The organism is Frateuria sp. (assembly GCF_035695185.1).
GTDB lineage: Bacteria > Pseudomonadota > Gammaproteobacteria > Xanthomonadales > Rhodanobacteraceae > Frateuria_A.
Genome location: NZ_DASSES010000015.1, coordinates 21,073 through 43,848, shown reverse-complemented (window position 1 = coordinate 43,848; position 22,776 = coordinate 21,073). Strand labels below are relative to the sequence as shown.

The 22,776-nt window shown below is 66.5% G+C and carries 14 protein-coding genes; 5 read left to right on the top strand and 9 right to left on the bottom strand.

Translation table 11 applies throughout. The annotated features are described in order from the left end of the window. Window position 1: 1 nt before the first annotated feature. The 7 genes from VFH59_RS00860 to VFH59_RS00830 all read right to left on the bottom strand — a co-directional run bounded on the left by VFH59_RS00860 (window position 2) and on the right by VFH59_RS00830 (window position 12,993). The gene (locus VFH59_RS00860; RefSeq protein ID WP_325162994.1) at window positions 2-1,711 is read right to left on the bottom strand and encodes a methyl-accepting chemotaxis protein; all 1,710 of its coding nucleotides are present in this window, start codon (window positions 1,709-1,711) and stop codon (window positions 2-4) included. A 28-nt stretch (window positions 1,712-1,739) separates the two neighbouring features. Beyond that, window positions 1,740-2,276, bottom strand: coding sequence for a chemotaxis protein CheW (locus VFH59_RS00855; RefSeq protein WP_325162993.1), 537 nt, complete (start codon window positions 2,274-2,276; stop codon window positions 1,740-1,742). Continuing rightward, window positions 2,273-3,661 (bottom strand): CheR family methyltransferase, encoded by a 1,389-nt coding sequence (locus VFH59_RS00850; protein ID WP_325162992.1) that lies wholly within the window; start codon window positions 3,659-3,661, stop codon window positions 2,273-2,275. The genes VFH59_RS00855 and VFH59_RS00850 overlap by 4 nt, the downstream gene beginning before the upstream one ends. A 5-nt stretch (window positions 3,662-3,666) precedes the next feature. After that, window positions 3,667-4,134: a chemotaxis protein CheW gene (locus VFH59_RS00845; RefSeq protein ID WP_325162991.1), complete on the bottom strand. Its 468-nt coding sequence runs from the start codon at window positions 4,132-4,134 to the stop codon at window positions 3,667-3,669. Between the two features lie 197 nt (window positions 4,135-4,331). Beyond that, window positions 4,332-5,495: a response regulator gene (locus VFH59_RS00840; protein ID WP_325162990.1), complete on the bottom strand. Its 1,164-nt coding sequence runs from the start codon at window positions 5,493-5,495 to the stop codon at window positions 4,332-4,334. Further along, entirely contained in the window at window positions 5,492-6,730 is a 1,239-nt protein-coding gene (locus tag VFH59_RS00835) for an EAL domain-containing response regulator (RefSeq protein WP_325162989.1), read from the bottom strand. Before VFH59_RS00835 ends, VFH59_RS00840 begins: the two co-directional genes overlap by 4 nt. Beyond that, a complete protein-coding gene (locus VFH59_RS00830; RefSeq protein ID WP_325162988.1) occupies window positions 6,727-12,993 on the bottom strand; it encodes a PAS domain S-box protein in 6,267 nt (2,088 codons plus the stop codon). Before VFH59_RS00830 ends, VFH59_RS00835 begins: the two co-directional genes overlap by 4 nt. Window positions 12,994-13,294: 301 nt before the next feature. On the opposite strand from VFH59_RS00830, the gene VFH59_RS00825 reads away from it, so the two are divergent. Continuing rightward, a complete protein-coding gene (locus VFH59_RS00825; RefSeq protein ID WP_325162987.1) occupies window positions 13,295-15,361 on the top strand; it encodes an EAL domain-containing protein in 2,067 nt (688 codons plus the stop codon). Between the two features lie 19 nt (window positions 15,362-15,380). Here VFH59_RS00825 and VFH59_RS00820 read toward each other — a convergent pair whose 3' ends face one another. Then, entirely contained in the window at window positions 15,381-15,935 is a 555-nt protein-coding gene (locus VFH59_RS00820; RefSeq protein ID WP_325162986.1) for a response regulator, read from the bottom strand. A 4-nt stretch (window positions 15,936-15,939) separates the two neighbouring features. Further along, window positions 15,940-17,157 (bottom strand): ATP-binding protein, encoded by a 1,218-nt coding sequence (locus tag VFH59_RS00815; protein WP_325162985.1) that lies wholly within the window; start codon window positions 17,155-17,157, stop codon window positions 15,940-15,942. A 553-nt stretch (window positions 17,158-17,710) separates the two neighbouring features. On the opposite strand from VFH59_RS00815, the gene VFH59_RS00810 reads away from it, so the two are divergent. From VFH59_RS00810 to VFH59_RS00795, 4 genes are all read left to right on the top strand, one after another. Further along, the gene (locus VFH59_RS00810) at window positions 17,711-18,235 is read left to right on the top strand and encodes a spore coat U domain-containing protein (protein ID WP_325162984.1); all 525 of its coding nucleotides are present in this window, start codon (window positions 17,711-17,713) and stop codon (window positions 18,233-18,235) included. Window positions 18,236-18,287: 52 nt separating this feature from the next. Next, on the top strand, window positions 18,288-18,962 hold the full coding sequence (locus VFH59_RS00805) for a fimbrial biogenesis chaperone (RefSeq protein ID WP_325162983.1): 675 nt from the start codon (window positions 18,288-18,290) through the stop codon (window positions 18,960-18,962). 104 nt (window positions 18,963-19,066) lie between these two features. Next, on the top strand, window positions 19,067-22,303 hold the full coding sequence (locus VFH59_RS00800; protein ID WP_325162982.1) for a fimbria/pilus outer membrane usher protein: 3,237 nt from the start codon (window positions 19,067-19,069) through the stop codon (window positions 22,301-22,303). After that, window positions 22,300-22,770, top strand: coding sequence for a spore coat U domain-containing protein (locus VFH59_RS00795; protein WP_325162981.1), 471 nt, complete (start codon window positions 22,300-22,302; stop codon window positions 22,768-22,770). The genes VFH59_RS00800 and VFH59_RS00795 overlap by 4 nt, the downstream gene beginning before the upstream one ends. The last annotated feature ends 6 nt before the right edge of the window (window positions 22,771-22,776 follow it).

The window sequence follows — 22,776 nt, the reverse complement described above, 5'->3', positions numbered from 1 at the left end:
GTTACACGCGATAACCCACGGCGATCTGCCGGAGTTTCTCGCCCAGCAGTTTGATCCCGTGCGCCGCCGACTCCATCTGCTTGGCGCTATCCACGTTCTGGGCGCTGGCCAGCTTGATGCTCTCCATGGCCGTGGCCACCTGGTCCACGCCAACCAATTGCTGCTGGCTCGAGGCCGCGATCTGCACCGCCGCCTGCGATGCTTCGCCGACACTGCCGGCGAGCGCCTGGATGGACTGCCCAGCTTGCGTGGATTGCCGCACGCCTTCGGCGACGGCGTGGCTGCCCTGCTCGGTCGCCAGCACCGCGGCGCTGGTGGCCTGCTGGATGTCGCCCAGGATGCTGCGCACCTGCGCGGTGGCCTGGCGGGACTGCTCGGCCAGGCTCTTGACCTCCTGCGCGACGACCGCGAAGCCCTTGCCATGCTCGCCGGCCTTGGCCGCCTCGATCGACGCGTTCACGGCCAGCAGCTTCGATTGGCCGCTCAGGTCCTCGACGGTGGCCACAATCTGGCCGACTGCCTGGCTCTGCTCGCTCAGGCGCACCATGCTGTCGGCGATCAGTTCCATCTGCTGCTGGATGCGCGCCATGCCGGCCGCGGCATCGTCCGTGGCCCTGCGCCCCTCCTCGGACACGGAAGCGACGCGAAGCGCCGAATCGGACACCGCGCGCGCCTTCTCGCTGGACATCTGCGCGGTCTGGCGCACCTCTTCCACGGTGGTGGTGGTTTCGCTGATGGCCGCGGCTGTCTGCGTGGCGCTCGCAGCAAGCTCGCTGGTCGACGTGGAAATTTCGGTGGCCGACGTACTCAACACGCCGATGCCTTCGTGCAACTCGCGCGTCAGCGCCCGCAGGTTGTCCACCATCAGGGCAAACGCCTTGCCCAGCACGTCGCGTTCCGACTGGGGCTCGACCTGCACCCGCAGGTCGCCCTCGGCAATGCTGCCGGCCACCGTCGCCATCTGCCGCAACGAGCGCCCCATGCGCGCGAAGGCCTGATGGAGCAGGCCCACCTCGTCGCCGCGCGCCAGCACCGTTTCCTCTGGGGGCAGGTCACCGACCGCGATGCGCTCGGCGGCGGCAGTGAGCGAGCGCAGCGGGCCGGAGATCGCCCGGGTCAGCAGCCAGCCCATCAACAGGGCGACGATGACCGCCAGCACGCCCACCACGATGAACGTGGTGCGCGCGTTTCTGGCCTGGGCCGTGCCGATCGCCAGGGCCTGGTCGGACAGGCCGTGTGCGAGGGGCCGCAAGGCAAGGTAGCGCCGGTTCTGCTCGCCGAGCGAGACCTCGCGCGCCGCGTCGACCTGACCCTTGCGCAGCAGCGCCAGGGTCTGGCCATCACGGACCTGCGCGTACGCCCGGTACTGTTCGGCAAACTGCTCGATCAGCGTGCGCAGGGTCGGCTCGGTCTGCGCGATCGCCCGCATGTCGTTCAGATTGCCGGCCGCCTCGCGCCCGTTCGCCGCAGCCTCGTCGAACAGGCTGTTGCGCGCGGCCGCGTCCCCCGCGGAAAGCAGCGTCAGCACCACTGCGCGATCGGCGTTGAGCGACGACTCCAGCGACGTTGCCTCGACGGCGATGGCACGGCTCTGCACGATGGCCGCCATGGTGCGGTGCGCGGTGATCCACATCACCGCCATCAACAGCACCATCAGACCCAGGCCGAATACCAGCTTGGTAGCGGTCTTGAGATTGTTGAACCAGCTCATGGCAGTCCCCTCACGTGGCGCCCGTCGTTCATGAAATGACCTCCTCCTCGATGACCAGGCGCGGATCGCCCAGGATGGCGTCGGCGTCCAGTACCACCAGCCGGTCTGCCGTAACGCCCGTGATGTATTCGGCCGCGATGCCCGCGAGCGTGGCCGGTGGTGGCTGGATGCGGTGCGTACCCAGCGCGAAGACGCCTTCGATGGTATCGGCCAGCAGGCCGATTTCGACCTCGCCCTGACGCAGCAGCAGCACCCGGTGCAGGTCGGTGATGCCCCGCTCGGGCAGGCCGAAGAATCTCTTCAGGTCGATCACGGGAACCAGCCGGCCGCGGATGTTGACCAGGCCGCGCAGGAACGGCGGTGTGCAGGGCAGCGGGGTGAGTTCCCTGAGCGGCTGCACGTCGTGCACCTTGCTGGCCAGAAGCGCGTAGCGCTCCGACGCCAGTCCGAACTCGAGCACGTCGACCGTGGCTTCGGTGGCCTGGCTGTCTGGCGCCAGCGCAAGTCGCCGCGCACGGTCGCGCAGAATGGCGCGGGCGGCGTCGACCTTGTCGGGTGGATTCATGCCTGCTCCCCTTGGAGAAGATCCCTGACCAGCGCGGCCAGTTGCCGGGCCGTCACACCCTCGGCGTACTCGATGGTGGCGTCCGGTGGCAGCGCCTCGAGCGTCGCGAGGATGTTGCGGTAAAGCAGCGCCGCCCTGCCCTCGCGCCCGCGACCGCGCTCCAGGCCTGCCAGCGTGAGGCGGGCCATTACGCCATCAGGCGCGATGAACAAGCTGCGCTCGAAGGCGGCGCAGGCTGCCGACACGTCACCGGTTTCCGCGAGGATCATCCCGCGCAGGTAATGCGCATCCGGATCCAGTTTTGCGGCCTCGATCCAACGATCACACCACCCGAGGGCTTCGCCCATGCGGCGCTGGTCGGCCAGTTCACGCGCGCGCGCCGCCAGGGCCTGCGCCGACGCCGCTGCTTGGGGGTTCTTCGTCGCCAGCGCCACGGGCGCTGCCGGTCGACGCGGTGCAGGGGCCGCTGGTCTGGGAAGAGGCAATCTCGCGACGGTCGCGGATGGCGTCGGCGCCGCATGACCGGGGCCGGCAACCGACAGTCGCGGTTGCGGGCGGCCCTTGCGGTAGAAGATGGCGCCGTTGCAGTGTGCGGGCTGGAAGCGATGGAACAGCGACTGCGAAGCCTCGCATGGTGCGACCGCCAACCAGCCGTCCTCGTGCAGGGCGCGACGCAGGGTGGCGACCACTCTCGTCGCCTGCGCGGGTGTGAAATACATCAGTACGTTGCGGCACAGGATCAGGTCGAAGACGTCGTGGCGAACGCTGGCCTGCGTGCTTTCGTCGACCAGGTTCATGGCCGCGAAGGTCGCCATCCGTCGGATCGCCGGCAGCAGTGCGTAGCGGCCGCACGCCAGGCGGAGGAAATAGCGTTCGCGCACGTCCTCCGGGACGTTGCGGAACGACCATTGGCCGTACACGCCTTCGGCCGCCTTGCGCAGGAAGCGTGGGTTGACGTCGGTTCCGAGCAGGGTTACCTGCCAATCCGCGATGTCGGGCAGCAGCTGGTTGAGCAGGATCGCGATGGAATAGGTTTCCTCGCCCGTGCAGCAGGCCGCGCTCCAGATGCGCAATCGCAGTTCGCCCGCGCGACGGCGGGCCGCGATCAGTTCGGGGAGTATCCGCGTGGACAATGCGGCGAACGCGTCGCTGTCACGGAAGAAGTAGGTTTCGCCGATGGTGAGATGGCTGGCGAGGACTTCGCTGCTGGCCGCATCCAGCTTCCCGCTCAACAGCAGCTGGGCGCACGCCGAGGAGTCCGCGTGGCCTAGCTCGGCCGCGGCCCCTTTCAACGCCCGCTTCAGGTCGGGCAGTCGCCCCTCCCGCAGATGCAGTCCGAAGACCCTTTCCACGGCGTCGCTGACGCTGTTCCAAGGGATGCTCACGGCGCTTACCTGTCCATCCGGGAGTCCAGCGCATCGTCCAGCGCGCGCATGTCGTGCACGTCGAGGAACTGTTGCGGATCCTCGATCAGCAGCAGCCCCTGCGGGGTCTTCACCAGCCCCTGCACCCTGGCGAGCCCGCCGACGAGCGTGCCGGCCGGTACCAGGTCTTTCGGGTCGACTTCCTGCACGCCCTCGACCTCGTCCGCGGGCAGCGCGAACAGGTGGCGCGGCAGTTGCACCACGACGAACGCATCGGAAGGAACCACCGGGCGCGGCACGAGACCCAGCCGGCGTCGCAGGTCGACGACGGCAGCGATGCGCCCCTGCAGGTTGATCACGCCGGGCACGGCGGCCGGCGCGCCGGGCAAGGGCGTCACTTCGCATGCGTGCTCTACACGCTCGACCGCCGCTAGCGGCAGGCCCAGGCGTAGCGAATCCAGTTCGAACACCAGCAGGGAAAGAGTCGCCGTCATGCGAACAGGCCACCCTGACTGAAAGAACCAAACCCCATTACATGCCCTCGATCGCCTGTCCACCGTAGGTGCCAGCCGGGCCGAAGCAGCCGGGGACGATAACCAAGTTTTGCCTGCCTGCCTCCATGTATGTCCCTCCATGTCCCGAAATTGCGATGTACATCACGTCCTTCGTGAGGCCGTCGTCGGCGGCGCCCTTATGGCTCCGCGTATTTGCCGACCTTGGCGAGCAATACCTGCGGACTGATCGGCTTGGTGACGAAATCGACCGCGCCGGCGGCCAGGCTGCGGATGACGGTGTCGCGACTGCTCTGCCCCGTGAGCATGATCACGGGAATATCGTCCGATCCGGATTGCTTGAGCCTTCGCGTCGTCTCCACGCCGTCCTGGTCCGGGAGCATGTAGTCCATCAGGATCACCGACGGCTTGACCTTCCGCAGAAGATTCAGCGCCTCCGTTCCCGAGCCGGCGACGATCACTTCGTAGCCCTCCCGTTCCAGGATCCTTGCTACCACCTTCTGGCTGAATTCGTCGTCGTCGACGACCAGTACCCGTCGGGCGGACCCGCCCAACACCTTCAAGAGCGAGCGTGCCTGCTCCAGCTGCGCCGACGATTCCCGTTGCAGCTCGCTCGCCCACTGGCGCAGCGGCTCGGTTGCGATCCGGCCGGATTCGACCAATGGCCCAATCTGCTCGACCAGGGCACCGAACTCTTTCTCCAGCTTTTGCGCGTCGCGCACCGCCACCGCCTCTCCCAGGCCGCCGTGCGCGAGACGGTCGCGCAGATGCGTGATGGCTTCGCCGATGCGCTCCCCGTTGCGTGCCATCTGCGCAGCGGCCGACTCGGCCTGCACGCCGCCTTCGGCCAGGCGCCGGTCCAGCGTGCGCCCGAAATCGTCGAGCTTGCGTGCGTAGTCGCCCAGCTGCCGCTCGTTGAAGGACAGGCCACGGGCCTGCTTCAGTTCGCGCAATGCCACGTGGATCGACATCGGCAGCCGGCTGCCGTCGTACGGGGTCGGCCAGAACAGCACGTAGTCGTCGAAGTATTGCTTGCGACACAGGTCGAAGGCCTTCTTCACCTGCTCCTTGCCGCAGAACACGATGGTGCGATGGCTGTGCTGCTGAGCCGTCGACCCGAAGCGGTACAGTCCTAGGTAATAGCTTTGCGCGTCTTCGATCTTGTTGAAGACGAGCAACAGGACATCGGGTTGGAAACGCTCGAACTCCTCCACGTAGTGTTCGGGGTCGAAGGAAACCGTGATGTTTGGATAATCGGCAGCCAGCTGCGCCCGCAGGGCGTCTGCCTCTCCCCTCTGGTCGGAGGCGATCAGGATCTTGCCGGTGACGTCGATGCCGCTCATGCGCGTGTTCTTGCTACCTGGTTGAGCACCTGGAAGTCGACCGGCCAACGCTCCAGCCAGGACGAAATGGCCGCAGACGGCAGCGGCCGCGCAATGGCCCATCCTTGCGCATGGGTACAGCCGGCCTTGCGGACGAATGCCCAATCCTCGGGCGACTCCACGCCTTCGGCGACGCAGATCATTCCCAGGCTGGCCGCCATGCGCGCACTGGCGTCCACGATCGCTCCGTGCACCTGATCTGCGTAGGCGCCATGGACAAAGCTGCGATCGATCTTCAACTCGGCAAACGGCAGGTCGCGCAACTGGGCGAGGGAGGAATGCCCCACGCCGAAGTCATCGATCGAGATCGCGAACTTCTTCAGGTGCAATCTGCTGAGTGCAGTCAGGGTGGCGGTAAGGTCCCGCATGACGCGACTCTCGGTCACTTCCCAGACGATGTCCGCGGCCGTCAATCCACTCGCCTCGACCAGATCGTGCAGGCGTTCGACGACGGTCGGGTTCTGCAGCGTATCCATCGACAGGTTGATCGCAAGCGGCAGCTTGATGCCCTGCTGTCGCCACGACCGCAGCTGTTCGGTCGCGAGCAGGATGACCCGGTCGGTGAGCGCATCGATCAGCCCATAGTCCTCCACCAGCGGGACGAAGCGTTCGGGGTAGACCAGCCCCTCCTCCGGATGGCGCCACCGGACCAGGCATTCCATGCCCGACGGCTCGCCGTCGGCCATCCGGACCTGCGGCTGGTAGTGCAGGATCATCTGGCCCTGCTCGATCGCCTGGCTCAGCTCGGCCTCGCTGTACTTGTTGGTGGGCATCACGCCTGCTTCGCGGGCAGACCCGGCCACAATGTGCCGATGCCCCGCCAGAAGCTCCGCGAGCTTGCCCGGATCGACCGGCTTGGGCAGGCTCCCAAGGACATTGAGCCGCAACGCGCGGGCGAGTTTGGTGGCCGCCTGCAACAGGCGCGCGCCCTCGCCCGTTACCAGCAACAGGCCGCCTTTCCAGCGTGCCGATCCGAGTGCCTCGATGAACTGGATACCGTCCATTTCCGGCATCGCCAGGTCGCAAAGGATGAAGTCGGGCGCGTGTTCGGCCAATGCCTCCGAAAGCGCGTCGCGCGCATGCGCCAATCCCTTGGCGGCGAAGCCATGGCGCTGGAGCGCATCCAGCAGCAACTTGCGGCTGAACGCGTCGTCGTCGACGACGAGAACCTGCGGGGCGTGTCTATGAGGCGTCATGTTGTCGGATCGGCGCTATGGATGATTTCTTTGTCGACGAGCTGCCACTCCTCCTGCAACTCGATCAGCAGGGCGGATGCCTGTTCCCTTCCGGCGTCGGCGTCGGCGCACAGCCGCTCAAGCCGTTCGCAAAGGTGGCCCATCCGTTCGGCCCCCACGGATCGGGCCGACGACTTCAGACGATGGACGAGGCCCATGGCATCCCGCCAGGCATCGGTAGGTACCGTTGCATGCAAGGAGAGCATCAGGCGCGTGGCGCCCTGCCGGAACTCGTTGATGAAATCGGCGACCACGTCGGGCTCGTCGCCCACCAGTTGCTGCAACACGCGGATATCCACATGCCCGGCCGGCGGCAGCGTGCCGTCGGCGGCATTTGCCGAGTCGGCCGCATCGGGTTCCTCCGACGCCGACGGTGACGAGAGCAGCCAGCGGTTGAGCACCTCGCGCAATCGGTCCAGTTCGACCGGCTTGGTCACCACGTCGTCCATGCCCGCCTCGAAACAACGGACTTCGTCACCGATGATGGCGTTGGCGGTAAAGGCGATGATCGGAATCCGCGGCAAGCCCCTGCGGGCCTCTTCCTGGCGGATCGTCCGGGCCAGCGTATAGCCGTCCATGCGCGGCATGTGGAGATCGGCCAGGACCGCATCGTAGCCTCCACGGCGCCAGGCACTCAGCGCCTGCTCGCCATCTCCGGTGATCTCCCCGCGTATGCCCAGCCGATGCAGCTGGCGCTGGATGACCCGCTGGTTGATTTCATGGTCTTCTGCGATGAGCAGGCGTACGCCCTCGCATACCAGGCATGCCTGCATCGCGGCCGGCGCCGGCGCGTCGGCAACGCGTTGCCCCAGAACGGCTGCCATCGCCTGATCGAGTCCGAACGCGCTCAGTACCGTACGGCTGAGCGGAACGACCCCGGCGTCGATTGCCCCGGCCGCCTGGAGCTGGCCGGGGAACCAGGCCACCATCGGGACGTCCCGGTCGCAGGCCGCGGCGGCCATACGCCGCAGCTGTCGCCAGTCTTCCGCGCCGGGGCCGGCCAGCACAAAAGGCTTGGTGCCAGGGTCGAGCGTGCCACTCTCGTCGAGCTCGCCCTCCAGCCATCGCGCCATGTCTTCGCCACGGCCGAACACCTCGTACCGCACCTGCAGCGCCTGGAGGCAGGTCGACGCGTCGGCGAGGAATGCCCGGTCGTCCGAAACCATCAACGCATGCAGCGACCGCACGGCGCCGGCCGGTGGTGCAGGTGGCGTCCATGCCCCCTCCTGGAAGCGGAACGCGATGATGAATACGGTGCCTTCGCCCGGGAGGCTGTGACAGACGATCTCGCCCTCCATCAGTTCCACCAGGCGTTTGCAGATGGAAAGTCCCAGTCCCGTACCGCCGAAACGGCGGGTCGTGGTGCCTTCGCCCTGCGTGAACGGGCTGAACACCCGCCCGAGTACCTCCTGCGTCATGCCGATGCCGTTGTCCCGGATTTCGATCGTCACTTCCAGGGTTCGGCCGTGGCCGACACGGGCATCGACGCGCAGCTCCACCCGGCCGGTGATGCCCTCGCGCCCCGCGGAGAACTTGATCGCGTTGCCGACCAGGTTGTGCAGGATCTGGCGGACGCGAATCGGATCCGCCTCGACCGTCCGGGGCACCGAGGGCGAGACGTACGCGCGCATCTGGACACCTTTGACGTCGGCGACGGCCGCGTGCGTGGCGCACACGGCTTCGACCATCCGCTCCAGCTCGACCGGCTGGATTTCCAGATCGAGCTTGCCGGCCTCGATCTTGGAAAAGTCAAGGATGTCGTCGAGCAGGTCCAAAAGTGTCGAGGCCGACTGCTGGATCGTTTCGACCATCTCGCGATCGCTGCGTGGCAGGGGACTCTGCAGCAACAACTCCGACATGCCCAGCACGCCGTTCATCGGCGTCCGGATCTCATGGCTCATGGTCGCGAGGAACGCGGACTTCGCGCGGCTGGCCTGTTCGGCTTCCATCCGCGCCCGCATCAGTTCGTGCTTGGCCGCCAGCTCTTCGTGCACGTCTCGGATGATCGCCGCGTACTGGGGCTCGCCGTGCAACTGGTAGAAACCGACGGAAACTTCCAGCGAACGGGGTTCGCCATCGGCGGCCACGCCCTCGAAGGATCCCTTCAACAGCAGCGACTCGCCGGCTCCGTGATCGGCGCCATCCTTCCAGAGGTCGGCCCGGAAGATCTGCTCGAACAGACCCGGTATCAATTCCTTCAGGTCCCTGCCCACGGCGGCGCTCACCGGCATGCCGAAGACCGGCGTCACCGCGGCGTTCGCGCTGGTGATGATGCCGTCGCGATCGATCGTGATCACGCAACTGGGGATGTTCTCGACGATCGCGCGGATCTGCTCCTCCTTGTTGCGCAGCAGGAGATTGGTCGCGTAGAGCGCATCGGTGCGCTGCTCCACCCGCTCTTCCAACTCCGCATTGAGCTCCTCCAGCCGCAGGTGCGCCTCGCGGCGCTCGGTGATGTCGCGCGTCACGGCGACGTAGAACGGCGCCTGGCCGGCATGGTGGATATGCTGCACCGCGATTTCCACCGGCAGCCGCGAGCCATCCCGGCAGGCCAGCTCGGTCTCGAGCCGGTGTCCTTTTTCCGGGCGCGCCGCGGCCGACGCAAGCAGTTCCATCACCCGCGGTCGCATCTTGACACCCTGCAGGTCGAGCAGGGTCATCGAGAGCAGTTCGGAGCGCGTGTAGGCACTCTGCCGGGACGCGCCTTCGTTCACGTAGAAGATCTGCAGCGTGTCGGGATCGAAGCTGAAGGTCGCCTCCGCGATGGCATCCAGCGTACTCAGTGCCTGGTTGGCCGCGCCCTGGATGCGCCGCCGCTCCGAGGTGTCCTCGACGACCGTGAAGATACGCGGTGCGCTTTCGCCCTCGGCATCGATCACCGAATAGGTCACGTGCACCCAGAAGTCGCTGCCGTCCGCCCGCAGCAGGCGCTTGTCCAGGGAGCCGGCCGCGGCCTCCCGCTGCAGCAACCGCTGCAGCAACGCTTCGTCGCGCGCCCTGTCCTCCGGATGCGTCCATTCGGACCACGCTTGAGGCGCTTGTTCGGTGGCTGTGCGACCGACCATCTCCAGCAGCCGGCGATTCGGAAGCAGGGCCAGGCCACCTTCCAGGTGGGCCATGCCGACCGCCGCCTGTTCGAAGGTGACACGCAGCCGCGCTTCGCTTTCGCGGTATGCCGCCTCGGCGGCATACCGGTCGCTGACATCGATGATGCTTCCGATCAATTCGATCAGCCTGCCGTCTTCATCGCGAACCGCGTGCAGATGGTCGGCGACCCAGGCATAGCTGCCGTCCGCGCGGCGCAGGCGGTACTCGTACGACCAGCGATCGTGCGTGCCCAACTTGCCGTTGAACTCGGCGAGCACGCGTTCGGCATCGTCCGGGTGCACGTGCTCGGACCACCACGTGCTGCTCGGGAGCCCATCCTCGAAGCGGTGGCCGAACGGATCCACCCTGGAGGACAGCCATACCGGTTCGATGACGCTATCGGCCGTGGGCCGCAAGACATAGACGAATGCCGGCAACGATTGCAGCACCTCGCGCTGCCTCTGCTCGACGCAGGCCAGCTCGCGGGTTGCTGCCTTGACCTGGGTGAGGTCGGTCATGGTTCCGACCCAGCCCGGCTCATCGCCCTGGTCGACGGATGAGCGCAGCCTCACGGCCTGGATCAGCGCCTGGATCTCGCCTCCATCCGCATGACGCAGTCGGCATTCGGCAACGAAGCTGCCGCTGCTTTCCTGGGCATCGAACCAGGCCTGGCGGAACGGCTTGAAATCTTCCGGGTCGATCGCGTCCAGCCAGCCGTAACCCAGGTCCTTGGAGGCCTGCCTTCCAGTGAGCAAGTCCCAGTGGCTGCTGATGTAACAGCATGACCCTTCCCCATCGGTCTGGAAGATCACCACCGGCGCGGCCACGCACAGCGTTTCGAACAGGCGCCGGCTGCGATCGAGCGCGAACTGGATGTGCTTGTGCCGGGAAATGTCCTCGATGGCCACGACCATGCGCAGGTCGCTGCCGCTGCCGAAGCGCGTCGCCCGCATCTGCATCCAGAGCGGGTTCGGCTCGTCTTCCGCGGTGTAGACGTATTCCCGCTCGAAGGTTTCCGCGTGCTCCTGGACCACGGCGAGCAGGCCCGCATGGATCGCTGGCGCCTCGGGATGGGCAGACAGGGAGATCTTTTCCAGCCAGTTGGATCCCACCACGGCGCGCGGCCTGTCACGGGTGGCCGGATTGCCTTGCTCCCATGCGCGGTTCGTCGCCAGCACCTTGCCGGTGCGATCGAGGATTGCGATCCGGGAGGAAAGCGCGCCCAGCGCCGCGCGACTGAGCAGGTCGCTGTCGCGACGGGCCTGCTGGTCCTCGATCCGACGCGATTCGTCGCTGGCGAAGCCGACGTAGATTTCGCGTCCTTCGAACTGGACCGAGGTGAGAAACACGAACACTGGCAGCTCGCGGCCATCGCTGCGCCGCAGTTTCACGTGCAGTTGCTGCGGCCCCTGGGTCTGGATGACCTGCCGCAGCTGCGCCCAGCGCTCGGCACCCAGATCCGGATGGATGCGCGTGAGGTCCAGTTGCTCGAGTTGCTGGTTGCTGTAGCCGAGCAGCCGGGCGGTCGCCCGGTTGGCGCGCAGGCCAGCACCGTGTTCGTCCAGCCAGAACACCGAGACCAGCGATTCCTCGAGCGTGTGGTTGGCCAGCGTAAGCGAGCGCAGCATGTCGCGCCGCTCGGTCACGTCGGTGAGCATGGCGTCCACGCAGCCGGTATTCCGGCCACCGGAGCGCACCAAGCACAGGCGTTCGTGGATCCAACGGTGGTTGCCCCTGGCATCGAGGATGCGGTATTCGTGCTGGTGCACGCCCGTTTCGGACACCATCGCCCAGGCGGCGGCCACGCGGTCGCGGTCGTCCTCGTGCACGAAGCGCTCGAGGACATCGTTGGCCGACAGGATCGTCCCCGGTTCGATGCCAAGCAGCTGGCGAGCGCCATCGCTGACGAAGTACACCGGCCGGTCGTCAATCACCTGCCAGCGGTACGCCATGCCGTCGAGATTGGAGAGGATCGAGCGCAGCCGTGCCTCGTTGTCGCGAATCTCGGCGGTCTGTCGTTGCACCAGCTCGCCCATGCTGCTGGTGAGTCGCCGCAGCTCCTCTTCGGTCCGCACCTGTTCGCTGATGTCGCGCGAGGTGACCAGCGCGCACCGGATCGAACCATCGGCATCGCGCAATGGTGCGGCATATACGTCGCGCCAGCGTTGCTCGCCAGCGATGATCGCCGCGCCGCTGAAGCGGTTCGCGTGGCCTTCGGCCACGCTGGCGAGCGCCTGCTCGGCCAGCCCGCGGTAGGAGGGCAACCAACGCCTGAGCCAGTCCGTGCCGATGACCTCTTCGCGAGTCTTCGCTCCCTGCAGCTCCAGGCCGCTGGGCGAGACGTCGTGGATCCTGCCGTCCAGGCCGATTACGGTAATCGCGTCCGGACTCGAGTTGAACAGGCTGCGCGCGTAGGCCTCGCTCTCGCTCAATGCCAGGCGCGAAGTCTTCTGCACGTGGATGTCCTGATGCGTCCCCGCCACCACGCGCGGACTGCCATCCTGCCATCGCTGGATTACGTCGCCGAGCGAGAGCGTCCAGCGCCACTCCCCCGAGGAGTGGCGCAGGCGGTACTCGACACGCAAGCGCTTCGGCCCGGGCGACGCGAGGAAGGTCTGCAAGGCGGCCTCGGTACTCGGCAGGTCATCCGGGTGCACCAGCGATGCCCAGCCGGCGTAGCTCATCTCCACGTCGCCAGGCCCGTAGCCGAGCAGCGAGGGCCAGTCGTTTTCCGAATAGGCATGGCCCGTTCGCACGTCCCATTCCCACAGGCCGACGTTGGCCGCGCGTACGGCGCGCTCGACGCGACGCAGTTTCCGCGCGAGCGTGTCCCGCTCCGCCTTCATCGCGAGTGCATGGGCGAAGAGCTCCGCCACTTCGCGCATTCCGGACGCGTCGACCCCTTGCGGGGCCCACAGCCGTCCCGCCGTGGTGCCGTCTGGCATCGGCAGCGGACAGGCAACCCAGCGCGCGACCTCGTCCGCGTCCGGCGTAGGCAGTACCGCCACCGCTTCTCCCAATACGGCAACACGCGTGCCTTCCCAGTCAACCACCAGGCAGCGCGTGTTCAACCGCTGCAGCGCAAACCGCTCGAGGGGTGCCAGGGCACCCTGTTCTCTCCCCACGTCAGGGGGCATCGGGATCGGGTGAAGCATAGATAGCCGTGGCAGGAGGATGGGCACGCATGCCAGCGTGGGGCATCCGTTTTTTCAGAGGAAGCGGCAGAGCTTGATAGCTTGCACACAATATCGGCGCGGTCTGGTGAAGACTTGAACCCGCGTGCCGGGGACATGCGTAGACCACCTGTCGCTTCGCCCCCGTCTCAAGCTCCCCCCACCCTTGCCGATATACCACAAAGGTCTGGTTGCCCGAGCGCCGATGACGAGAACGACCAGCAACCCTATCCTCGAACTGTGCTACGCGAGCACTGATGCGCCGGTGATCGCACTCGCGGCCACATCGGATGGCCTCCACGTCGTTCGGGTCAATCCGGCATACGAGCGGTTTTTCGGCCGCAGTGCGGCGACGGCGGAAGGTGTCCGCTGGAACCTCGCGCTGGGCGGAGCGCCTTGGCTCGAAGACATCGAACCGGCCCTCAGTGGTAGCGACGTCGTCGAGCGCACCGGGCCCATCGACATCGATGGCGAGCCCCGGTGGTGCAAGCTCGTCGCCCGCCAGGTTATCGGCGCGGACAGGCGGTCCGCGCAGGTCGTCGTCACCCTCCACGATGTCGGCGACGCCGTTGCCGCCGAGCAAGCGCGCGCCTTCCTGGCCAGCCACGACGCGGTGTCCGGCCTGCTGCACCCCGGGCAGGTCAAGGACAACCTTGCCGCCGAACTGGTGCGCGCCGTCACTCAATGCCACCGGTTGTTCGTCTGCTACGTCGACATCGACAAGTTTGGTGCCTTCAACCAGACGGACGGCTTCGAGGCAGGCGACCGGTTGTTGCGGCTGATCGCCGATCGCCTGGTCGCCGGAGGGCGGGATGTTTCCCTGCTCAGCCGGATCGCCGGCGACGAGTTCATCGTCGGCGGCATCGACGCCACCGGCGACGCGGACATGCTCGACGTCGGCCAGCAACTGCTTGACGAGCTGAAGCAGCCCGTTTCGCTGGGCACCGTCCAGGTGCGCCTCGGCGCCAGCATCGGTATCGCCTGTTTCCCGGATACCGCAGCCAGCGCGGAGGACCTGCTCCAGCAATCGGCTCTGGCGGCGCGCACCGCCAAGGAGCGTGGTGGCCACCGCGTGCACGTGTTCAATGCCCGTCAGCGCGAGCTCCTGAAGGACCGCATGGATATGGGCGCGCACCTGCGCGGCGCGGTCGCCAGGGGCGAGCTCGAACTGGCCTACCAGCCGGTGGTGAACGCGGCCAAGCGGGAAATCACCGGCATGGAGGCACTGGTGCGCTGGTGCAGCCCGCAGCTCGGCCTGGTGACTCCGGACCGCTTCATTCCGCTGGCCGAGGACCTCGGGCTGATCGCGGACATCGGCCAGTGGGTGCTGGTGCAGGCATGCCAGCAGGCACGCCGCTGGCTCGATTGCGGCGTGGGCGACTTCGTCCTGTCGGTCAACGTATCGGGCTTGCAGATGCGCGGGCAGCAGGTCATCGAAGACGTAAGCCGCGCCCTCGATGGGGCTCGCCTTCCGGCGCGCTATCTGGAACTGGAGTTGACCGAGAAGGCCATCATGGGCGATCCCGACCACGTCGCGTCGCTCATGCGCGAGTTGCGCAAGATCGGCGTGAGCCTGTCGATGGACGATTTCGGCATCGGGCACTCCAGTCTCGGTCTGATGCAGCGCTTTCCGGTCAACCGGCTGAAGATCGACCGCACCTTCGTGTCTGCGGTGCCCAACGACATCGGGGCAGCCCGCATCTGTCGCGCGATCATCGGGCTGGCGCACGAATTCGGCTGCACGGTAGTCGCCGAGGGCGTGGAGACGGCGCTGCAATTGGGATTCCTCGAACGCAACGGCTGCGAGTTCGCGCAAGGCAACCATCTGGGCGAACCGGTCAGCGCGGATGCGATGCTGGCGCGGCTGCGCAATCCGTCGCTGCAGAACGCCGAGGGTGCACACCGGGGCGATGCGGGTTCGGTCCTGCTGGTGGACGACGAGCAGAACGTCCTGCGTGCGCTGGCGCGGTTGCTTCGCCGCGACGGCTACACGATCCACACGGCCGGTACCTTCCAGCAGGCGTTCGACATCCTCGGCACCGCGTCGGTCGACGTGGTGGTGTCCGATCACCGGATGCCCGAGGGGCGCGGGACCGAGTTCCTCGGCAAGGTGAAGGAAACGCATCCACGCACTATCCGCATGATTCTCAGTGGCTACGCGGATATCGGCGCAGTCACCGAGGCCATCAATGGCGGGGCCGTATACCGGTTCCTCACCAAGCCCTGGGTCGACGACGACCTGCGCAGGGTCATCCGCGATGCGGTTTCCGCTGCCCGCCGCGAACCGCAGGGTCACGCGACGAGCCATGCGGGAGACCCGCGCCCGTCGTGAACGGCGTGCACGCAACCGGCTAGAGATTGTCCTCGTCCAGGTAGATCGCGCCATGTTCATCGCGTTCCACGCGCGTGATGCCGGGACATTCGGCCTCCAGTTGGCGCAGCTCGGCTTCCTGGCGCGAAATCGTGCCCTGCTGGACACGCACCAGATCCGCCAGCCGCTGGTTCTCCCGGCCAAGCGCATAGACGTGAAGCGCCTGGATGACCGCAAGCTGCAGTTCGTCGTCGTCCCAGGGCTTGCCGACGAAGCGGAACACCTGGGCATCGTTGATCGCCGCGACCATCGTGGGGAGGTCGGCATGGCCGCTGATGATGATGCGCGCGATGTCCGGCTGGTGGCGGATCGCCTCGCGCAGGAAATCCAACCCGCTCATCGCGGGCATGCGGAAATCGGTAATGACCAGGTCGTATGACTCGCTCTGCAGACTGGCCAGCGCCAGCGATGCGTCCGTGAACGCACTGATCCGGCAGGGAGCGCCCAGCCGGGCCGCTCCAATACGGTTGATCACGCGGGTCAGCGCGCTGAGGATCGCCGGTTCGTCATCCAGGAGCAGCAATTTGTAAGTCATGGTTTCACTCGGTGAACGCTGGAGTGCTGCCGGCCTGCTTGACCGGGAGCGTGATCAGGAAAACGGTCCCTGCGCCGACGCGCGAACGAACCGTCAGGTCGCCGCCGTGTTTCTTGATGATGCCGTAGCTGATCGATAGTCCGAGGCCTGTGCCGCGGCCAACCTCCTTGGTCGTGAAAAACGGCTCGAAGATCCGCGGCAGGACGTGCTCCTCGATACCGCACCCGTTGTCCTTGATCTCGATCCATACATGGTGCGGTCCCCTACCGGTGTGGATCTCGATCAGGCCGTTCTGTCCGACAGCCTGGGTGGCATTGACCAGGATATTCATCAATACCTGGTTCAATTCGGTAGGGTTGCACTCCACCAGCGGCAGTTCTTCGAAATAGGTTGAAAAACCGATCGCGCTTCCGCTCAGGCTGCGCACGATGCCCAAGGTGGTTTCGATCGCCCGGTGTATGTCGAACAGGCGGAATCCTTCGGTGGCATCGATGCGGGAGAAGTCGCGCAGGTTCTGCACGATCTGGCGGATGCGTTCCACGCCCTCGCGCGATTCGGCCAACAACAGCGGCAAGTCCTCCACGATCATCGGAAAATCGATGGCCTGCTTGCGCGCGTCCAGGACGCTCAGCTTGCCCGGGGCCGCGGTTCCGTCGTCGCGGATGATTTCCTCGCATACCTCGACCAGGCCGAAGAGCTTGTTGACGTAGTCCTGCAGCGATCCCAGGTTCGACTGGACGTAGCAAATGGGATTGTTGATTTCGTGGGCCATGCCGGCGGCCAGCTGTCCCACGGTGGCGAGCTTTTCGGCGTGAACGAGGCTCTGCCGCTCCAGCAGCTGCTTTTCCTGTTCCGGACCGGCCATGGTTCCAGGTGGCTGGAGTGCGCTGGCCGGACGGATCGTGACGCTAGTCAGTTCGGACCCATCGGCGCAGGGCCTCCACTGGCGCACGATTCCGAGCGAGCCGCCGCCTTCGAGCGCGCACGCTCTGCGGTCTTCCCATCCGTCGCCCGCGGCCTGCGGTTGCGCCTGCACCTCCGGCGGCATTCCTTCCACCAGGCTGAGTAGTCCCTCGGTCACGGCGCCGTTCACCACCGAGGCGAGCCGACGCGCGGCCGCATTCGCGTGGCGGACCCTGCCCTGCTGATCCAGGAGGATCACCGACAGCGGGAGTGAGTCGAGGATGACCTGGGCGTCCAGCGATGTTGTGGCAAATGACATTGGCTTTTTCTGGGCGAGCGCGTCGAAAGGATGCGGCGCCCTATCGTGCGCAAGACGCGTGCCAGACAGCCGCACAAAGCGCGGAAAAACCCGGCGAGCCCCATGCCGTACCCTCGCTGTCGGCACTCGCACAGCGTTTTTGAGGCCGGCGGCCCATGCCGCAGGCGCGTTACCGGCATGCTGCGATGGGTCCGGCATCGACAGTGCGCTCGAAGCGTGATGGTGATCACACTTTACAAATGTGACGCGAATCACGTATGGCCCTTTTGTTAAAGCAGGACGTCTGCAAACCGTCAATTTGTTATTCCAGGCGTCAATAGATTGACCCTTGGCCATTCCGGCAATTGGCTGCGCATTCAGCGCGAAGATGCGACATCGATCACAACTACTGATCACCTGAGAGCGATTTCAATCGTCAAGCGGACTGCTGGCACATCGCTTGCCTCATCGACGGGGAACGAACAAACAAGGGGCCCGCATCGCGCAAGACCTTTTGCTCGTCGACATCCATTTGCCCGCGCCTTTGCGCGCTCTTTTTCAGGAAAACAGTCATATGAATAAGATTCTCAAGTCCGCCCTGGCCGCCACTACGCTCATTGCGCTTTCGGCGCTGGGCGGTACGGCCTATGCCGCCACCGCAACGTCCAACTTGGCGGTGTCCGCCAGCGTGACCGCCAATTGCACGATCGACGCCAGCGGCGGCCTTGCCTTCGGCGCGTATGACCCGGTCGTCACCAATGCCAGCACCGACCTGACCGGCTCGGGCACCATCAACACCACCTGCACCAACGGTGCCGCCGCGACCATTACGCTTGGCCAGGGCGCCAATGCCGACACCGGCTCTACCGACGCTGCGCCGGTCCGCCGCATGCTGAGCGGCGCGTCTGATTACCTGTCGTACCAGCTGTACTCCGATTCAGGCCGCACCACGGTGTGGGGCAACACCGCCGGCACCGGCGCCGCCGTCACCGGTACGGGTGCCGCCGTGAGCACCACGGTGTACGGCTCGGTCGCCGCGGGGCAGAATGTCGCCTCCGGCAGCTATTCGGACACCGTCGTTGCGACCGTCACTTTCTGAAATGAAGCGTTCACGCGTACGCCAGGCCGCTTGCGGCCTGGCGTTTCTTTTTATGGCTGTCGGCCACGCCTGGGCCGGCTCGTTCCAGGTCGGCCCGGTGAGCGCGACGCTCTCTGCCGACCAGCGGGTCGCGGCCCTCACGGTGCGCAACACCGGTGCCGATGCAGCGACCATCCAGCTCCAGGTGATGGCCTGGTCGCAAGCGGGCGGCAAGGATGTGTTCGCCCCGGCGGACGACATCCTGGCGACACCACCGATCTTCACCGTGCCTGCCGGTGGCTCGCAGGTCATACGCGTCGGTTCCCGCCGCGCGCCGGATGCGCAGAAGGAACGCACTTACCGGCTGTTCCTGCGCGAAGTGCCGCCGGCTCCGCGTGCCGGATTCCAGGGGCTGCACGTGGTGCTGGAGATCAGCCTGCCCGTCTTCGTCCAGCCCGCTGCGGCGATCGCCGCGGGCCTGCACTGGCGCGCCACTCGCATCGATGCGGGCCACCTGAAGATCACGGCCGACAACGCTGGCACCGAGCACGCACACCTGAGCCGTTTCGTGCTGTCGACTGAGGGCGGCAAGCGGCTGCCGATGTCGGACAAGCCCGTGTACATCCTTTCCGGCAGCAACCATGAATGGGTGGTCGATGCCGCGGTGGCGGAGGGTGACCACCTCAAGCTGGCCATGGACGCCGACAACCAGGCGCTGCAAACCGACTTGGCGGTCTCCGGTCCATAACCCGAGTGCGACGACGATCCGCCAACGGCAGGAGCGCAAGGCGGTGCGGGCTATCGCCCAAGGCATTGGCCACGCTCTGCGACTCCCGCCTCCCGTGGTCGCCGATGGATGATCTGTCCTCAGCGCACATCATCCCTCCCCCGCGCTACCGCCGTGCAGCCTGCGCAACCCTCCTGCTGCTGGCTGCATCGCCAGGACAGTTGCTGGCAGCGGTGCATGTACAGGCCGTGCGTGTCGGCATGGATCCGGACCATACCCGCGTGGTGCTGGAGTCCGACCGACCGATCCGGGCCCACCTCACGGGCGGCGGAAGCAGCGGCTCGCTGCAGATGGATCTCGACGACGTCGATGCCGGCCGGGTCCTTGCCGGGCTGAAACGCACCATCGGCGCGAACAACCCCTTCCTTCTCGACGCCATCGTCGAGGACAGCGCCACGGGCGTACGCCTGGTGCTGCCGACACGACGGCCCGTGCGCACGCGGCTGTTCAACCTCAAGGCGGGCGGTGGCTTTGGAGATCGGCTGGTATTGGATGTGTTTCCGGCGCATCCGCAAACCAGCGAAGCAACCACGGCGCCTCCGGCTGCGTCGGCGCCAGCGCGGATTGCCGTCAGCTCCGACAGGTTGACGCCATTTGCGCAACGGGGGGATACCGGCGGCAGCGCTCGCGTCGTGGACACGCGGGTGGGCATCGCCGCCGACCGCGTGCGGCTGGTGCTCGAATCCGATCGTCCCATCGCGGCTCGCGTAGTGCGCCCTACCGCGCCGGGTGCGCTGTCCATCGAGCTGGGCGACGTACGCGTGGATGAGGCGTTGCGCGACCTGCCCGGAAAGATCCGTCCCAACCCCTACCTGACGACGGTGCGGCTCGAGCACGATGCGTCGGGCACGCGGATGGAACTGCTGGCACCGGCTGCCGTCGAGCCGCAGCTTTTCAACCTGGGGCCCGGCGATGGTCATGGCCATCGTCTCGTGGTCGACGTGTTCCCCGAACAGGCACTGCCCGCGACCACGCCCCCGAAAGCGGCCCGGCAGCCTGTCCCGGTGGTGAAAGCGGCGCCGGCGCCCGCCACTCCCGCGCCTCCCCCCGTACCGCCTCCCGTGGCGACGCAGGCGGCCCTGGCCGAGGCGTGGCTGGAGGTACATGTAAACGGCACGCCACAAGACACCACGCTGGTCCTGAAGGGAAGCGACGGCACGATCTACGTGCAACCCGATGATCTCGAGCGCTGGCATCTGGACGTTGGCTGCGCCAAACAGATCCAGCATGGCGGGGACAGCTATTGCCCGCTTCCCGCGATCAAGGGCCTGACCTACCAGGTCGACGAGTCGGGCGGCACGCTTTCGATCAATGTGCCGGTGACCTCGCTCGCCGAAAACCGCCTGAGCGGCATGTCCCTGGGCCCCGACCAGCCGATGCCCTCCCCGCCGGGGGCGTACCTCAACTACGACGTCTTCGCTGGCCGTGGCGCCCATGGTCCCGCCACGACCAGCGCCCTGTTCGAGACCGGCGTATTCGGACGGCTGGGCAGCGGCACCAACACTCTGTTGTCCCGCCAGGGCGGCGGCGATCCGCGGACGATCCGGCTGGACACCAGCTTCACCCACGACGAACCCGACCGCATGGCCACCCTTCGGCTGGGCGACACGATCAGCAGTGGCAGCGCATGGGGGCGTGCGGTGCGCATGGGTGGCGTGCAATGGGCGACCAATTTCGCCACGCGTCCGACGTTCATCACCTTCCCGCTGCCTACAGTGGATGGCGTCGCGGCTGCCCCCTCCACCGTCGATTACTACGTCAACGACGCGCTGCGGCTGCGGCGCGAAGTGCCCAGCGGCCCCTTCACCATCCAGGATCTCCCGGTCGTCACCGGCGCCGGCGAGATCCGCATGGTGGTACGCGACCTGCTGGGGCGTGAGCAGGTGGTCTCGCAACCGTTCTACGCAAGCAGCGGCATTCTCGCCAAGGGGCTTCGCGACTATTCCTACGAACTGGGCTTCGAGCGCAGGAACTACGGCCTGTCGAGCAACGACTACGGCAAGCCGATGGCCGTGGCGACCGAACGGCGTGGCCTGACCGACCACCTGACCGGGGAAGTGCACGCCGAGATGCTGGCCGACCAGCAGACGCTGGGCCTGAGCGGCGACCTCCTGGTGGGCAACCTGGGCGTGTTGAGCCTCTCGGCCGCCGGGAGCCACGACCGTGGCGGCCAGGGCGGCCTGATCGGACTGGGCTTCCAGCGCCAATCGACCTACTTCAGCTGGGGCGCACGTTCCCAGTTCACCACGCCCCGCTTCTCGCAATTGGGCTACGAACTCCCGGCTCGTCCCCCGAGACAGATGTCGTCCGCGTACTTCAGCGTAGGCAGGCGCGGGCTCGGCTCGTTCGGAATGAGCTACACGCATCAGGACTACCGCGAGCGGGAAGACGTCGAGTTGCTTGGCGCAAGCTACAGTCGTGCGGTGGGCGAACTTGGCTATGTGAGCCTGTCGGCGTTGCGTTTCCTGGGAGGCGACGATTCCACCCTGGTGTCGATGACGTTCACCGCCCCACTGGGCCTGGTCGACAGCGTCAGTGTCAATGCCCAGGCACACACCGGATCGGCCGGCGGCGCCCTGCAGTACCAGCACAACCTTCCCGCAGGCAGCGGTGCCGGATGGCGCCTGCAAAAGGGCCTCTCGCCCGCCGATCCCAGCCTGGCCGAGCTCTCCCTCCAGAACGACGTGGGCACGTACACCCTCGGCGCCGCGCAAAGCCGGGGGCAGCGCGCCTACCAGGCGTCCGTGCGGGGCGGTCTCGCGCTGCTTGCCAACCGCGTGTATCCGAGCCGCCATATCGATGACAGCTTCGCCGTGGTGCAGGTGCCGGGCTTTTCGGGCGTGCGGATCTATGCGGACAACCAGCCGGTAGCCGTGACCGACGAAAAGGGCTACGCCCTGGTACCCCGGCTACGCCCCTACCAGCGCAACCCGATCCGCATCGAACAGGCCGATCTCCCGCTGGATGCGGACATCCAGGGGCTGCAGCTGGACGCGGTGCCATACAGCCGCAGCGCTGTCGCGCTGACCTTCCCGGTGACGGCCTCCCGCGGGGCGATGGTCGTGGTGAAGCTCGAGGACGGCAGCTTCCTCCCCGCTGGCGCTACCATCACCCTGGAGGGCAGCACCACGTCTTTTCCGGTCGGCTACCGGGGCGAGGCCTACCTGACCGGGCTCGATGCCGCCAACCGGCTGCACGCGAGCTGGCGCGGCCAATCCTGCACGATGACCGTGGCGTTTCCACCCACGGATGATCCGCTACCCCGTATCGGTCCCCTAATCTGCAGAGGCGTGCGCCCATGAGACGCTCCACCGACATCCAGCGTCGTACCGCCACTCGTGTCGGCAGGTGGATTCTCGGAGCAACCGCCGTGCTGGCAGCCGCACCACTGGCCGCCGCCACCTGCGGACTCAACACCCAGGGCGTGAATTTCGGCAGTTACGATTTCCAGAGCAGCCAGAACCTGGACAGCGTGGGACACGTCACGGTGACCTGTGATGTCAGCACGCCCTACACCATCGTGTTGAGCCCCGGGCTTACCGGGACGTTCACGTCGCGCATCATGCAGAGCGGTGCGCACCAGCTGGTCTACAACCTTTACACCGACCTCGCCCATTCCAGCGTGTGGGGCGACGGCACCGGCAACAGCGTGACCGTGGGAGGAGCCGGTACCAATACCGACTATGCCGTGTATGGCAGTGCCCCGGCAGGCCAGAATCCCTATATAGGCACCTACAGCGACGTGGTCACGGTGACGCTCAACTTTTGAGCACGG

What these genes read in the sequence shown, in the direction of transcription:
- VFH59_RS00860 (WP_325162994.1), bottom strand. Translation starts at nt 1,711, where the DNA reads ATGAGCTGGTTCAACAATCTCAAGACCGCTACCAAGCTGGTATTCGGC.
- VFH59_RS00855 (WP_325162993.1), bottom strand. Translation starts at nt 2,276, where the DNA reads ATGAATCCACCCGACAAGGTCGACGCCGCCCGCGCCATTCTGCGCGAC.
- VFH59_RS00845 (WP_325162991.1), bottom strand. Translation starts at nt 4,134, where the DNA reads ATGACGGCGACTCTTTCCCTGCTGGTGTTCGAACTGGATTCGCTACGC.
- VFH59_RS00840 (WP_325162990.1), bottom strand. Translation starts at nt 5,495, where the DNA reads ATGAGCGGCATCGACGTCACCGGCAAGATCCTGATCGCCTCCGACCAG.
- VFH59_RS00835 (WP_325162989.1), bottom strand. Translation starts at nt 6,730, where the DNA reads ATGACGCCTCATAGACACGCCCCGCAGGTTCTCGTCGTCGACGACGAC.
- VFH59_RS00830 (WP_325162988.1), bottom strand. Translation starts at nt 12,993, where the DNA reads ATGCCCCCTGACGTGGGGAGAGAACAGGGTGCCCTGGCACCCCTCGAG.
- VFH59_RS00820 (WP_325162986.1), bottom strand. Translation starts at nt 15,935, where the DNA reads ATGACTTACAAATTGCTGCTCCTGGATGACGAACCGGCGATCCTCAGC.
- VFH59_RS00815 (WP_325162985.1), bottom strand. Translation starts at nt 17,157, where the DNA reads ATGTCATTTGCCACAACATCGCTGGACGCCCAGGTCATCCTCGACTCA.
- VFH59_RS00810 (WP_325162984.1), top strand. Translation starts at nt 17,711, where the DNA reads ATGAATAAGATTCTCAAGTCCGCCCTGGCCGCCACTACGCTCATTGCG.
- VFH59_RS00805 (WP_325162983.1), top strand. Translation starts at nt 18,288, where the DNA reads ATGGCTGTCGGCCACGCCTGGGCCGGCTCGTTCCAGGTCGGCCCGGTG.
- VFH59_RS00800 (WP_325162982.1), top strand. Translation starts at nt 19,067, where the DNA reads ATGGATGATCTGTCCTCAGCGCACATCATCCCTCCCCCGCGCTACCGC.
- VFH59_RS00795 (WP_325162981.1), top strand. Translation starts at nt 22,300, where the DNA reads ATGAGACGCTCCACCGACATCCAGCGTCGTACCGCCACTCGTGTCGGC.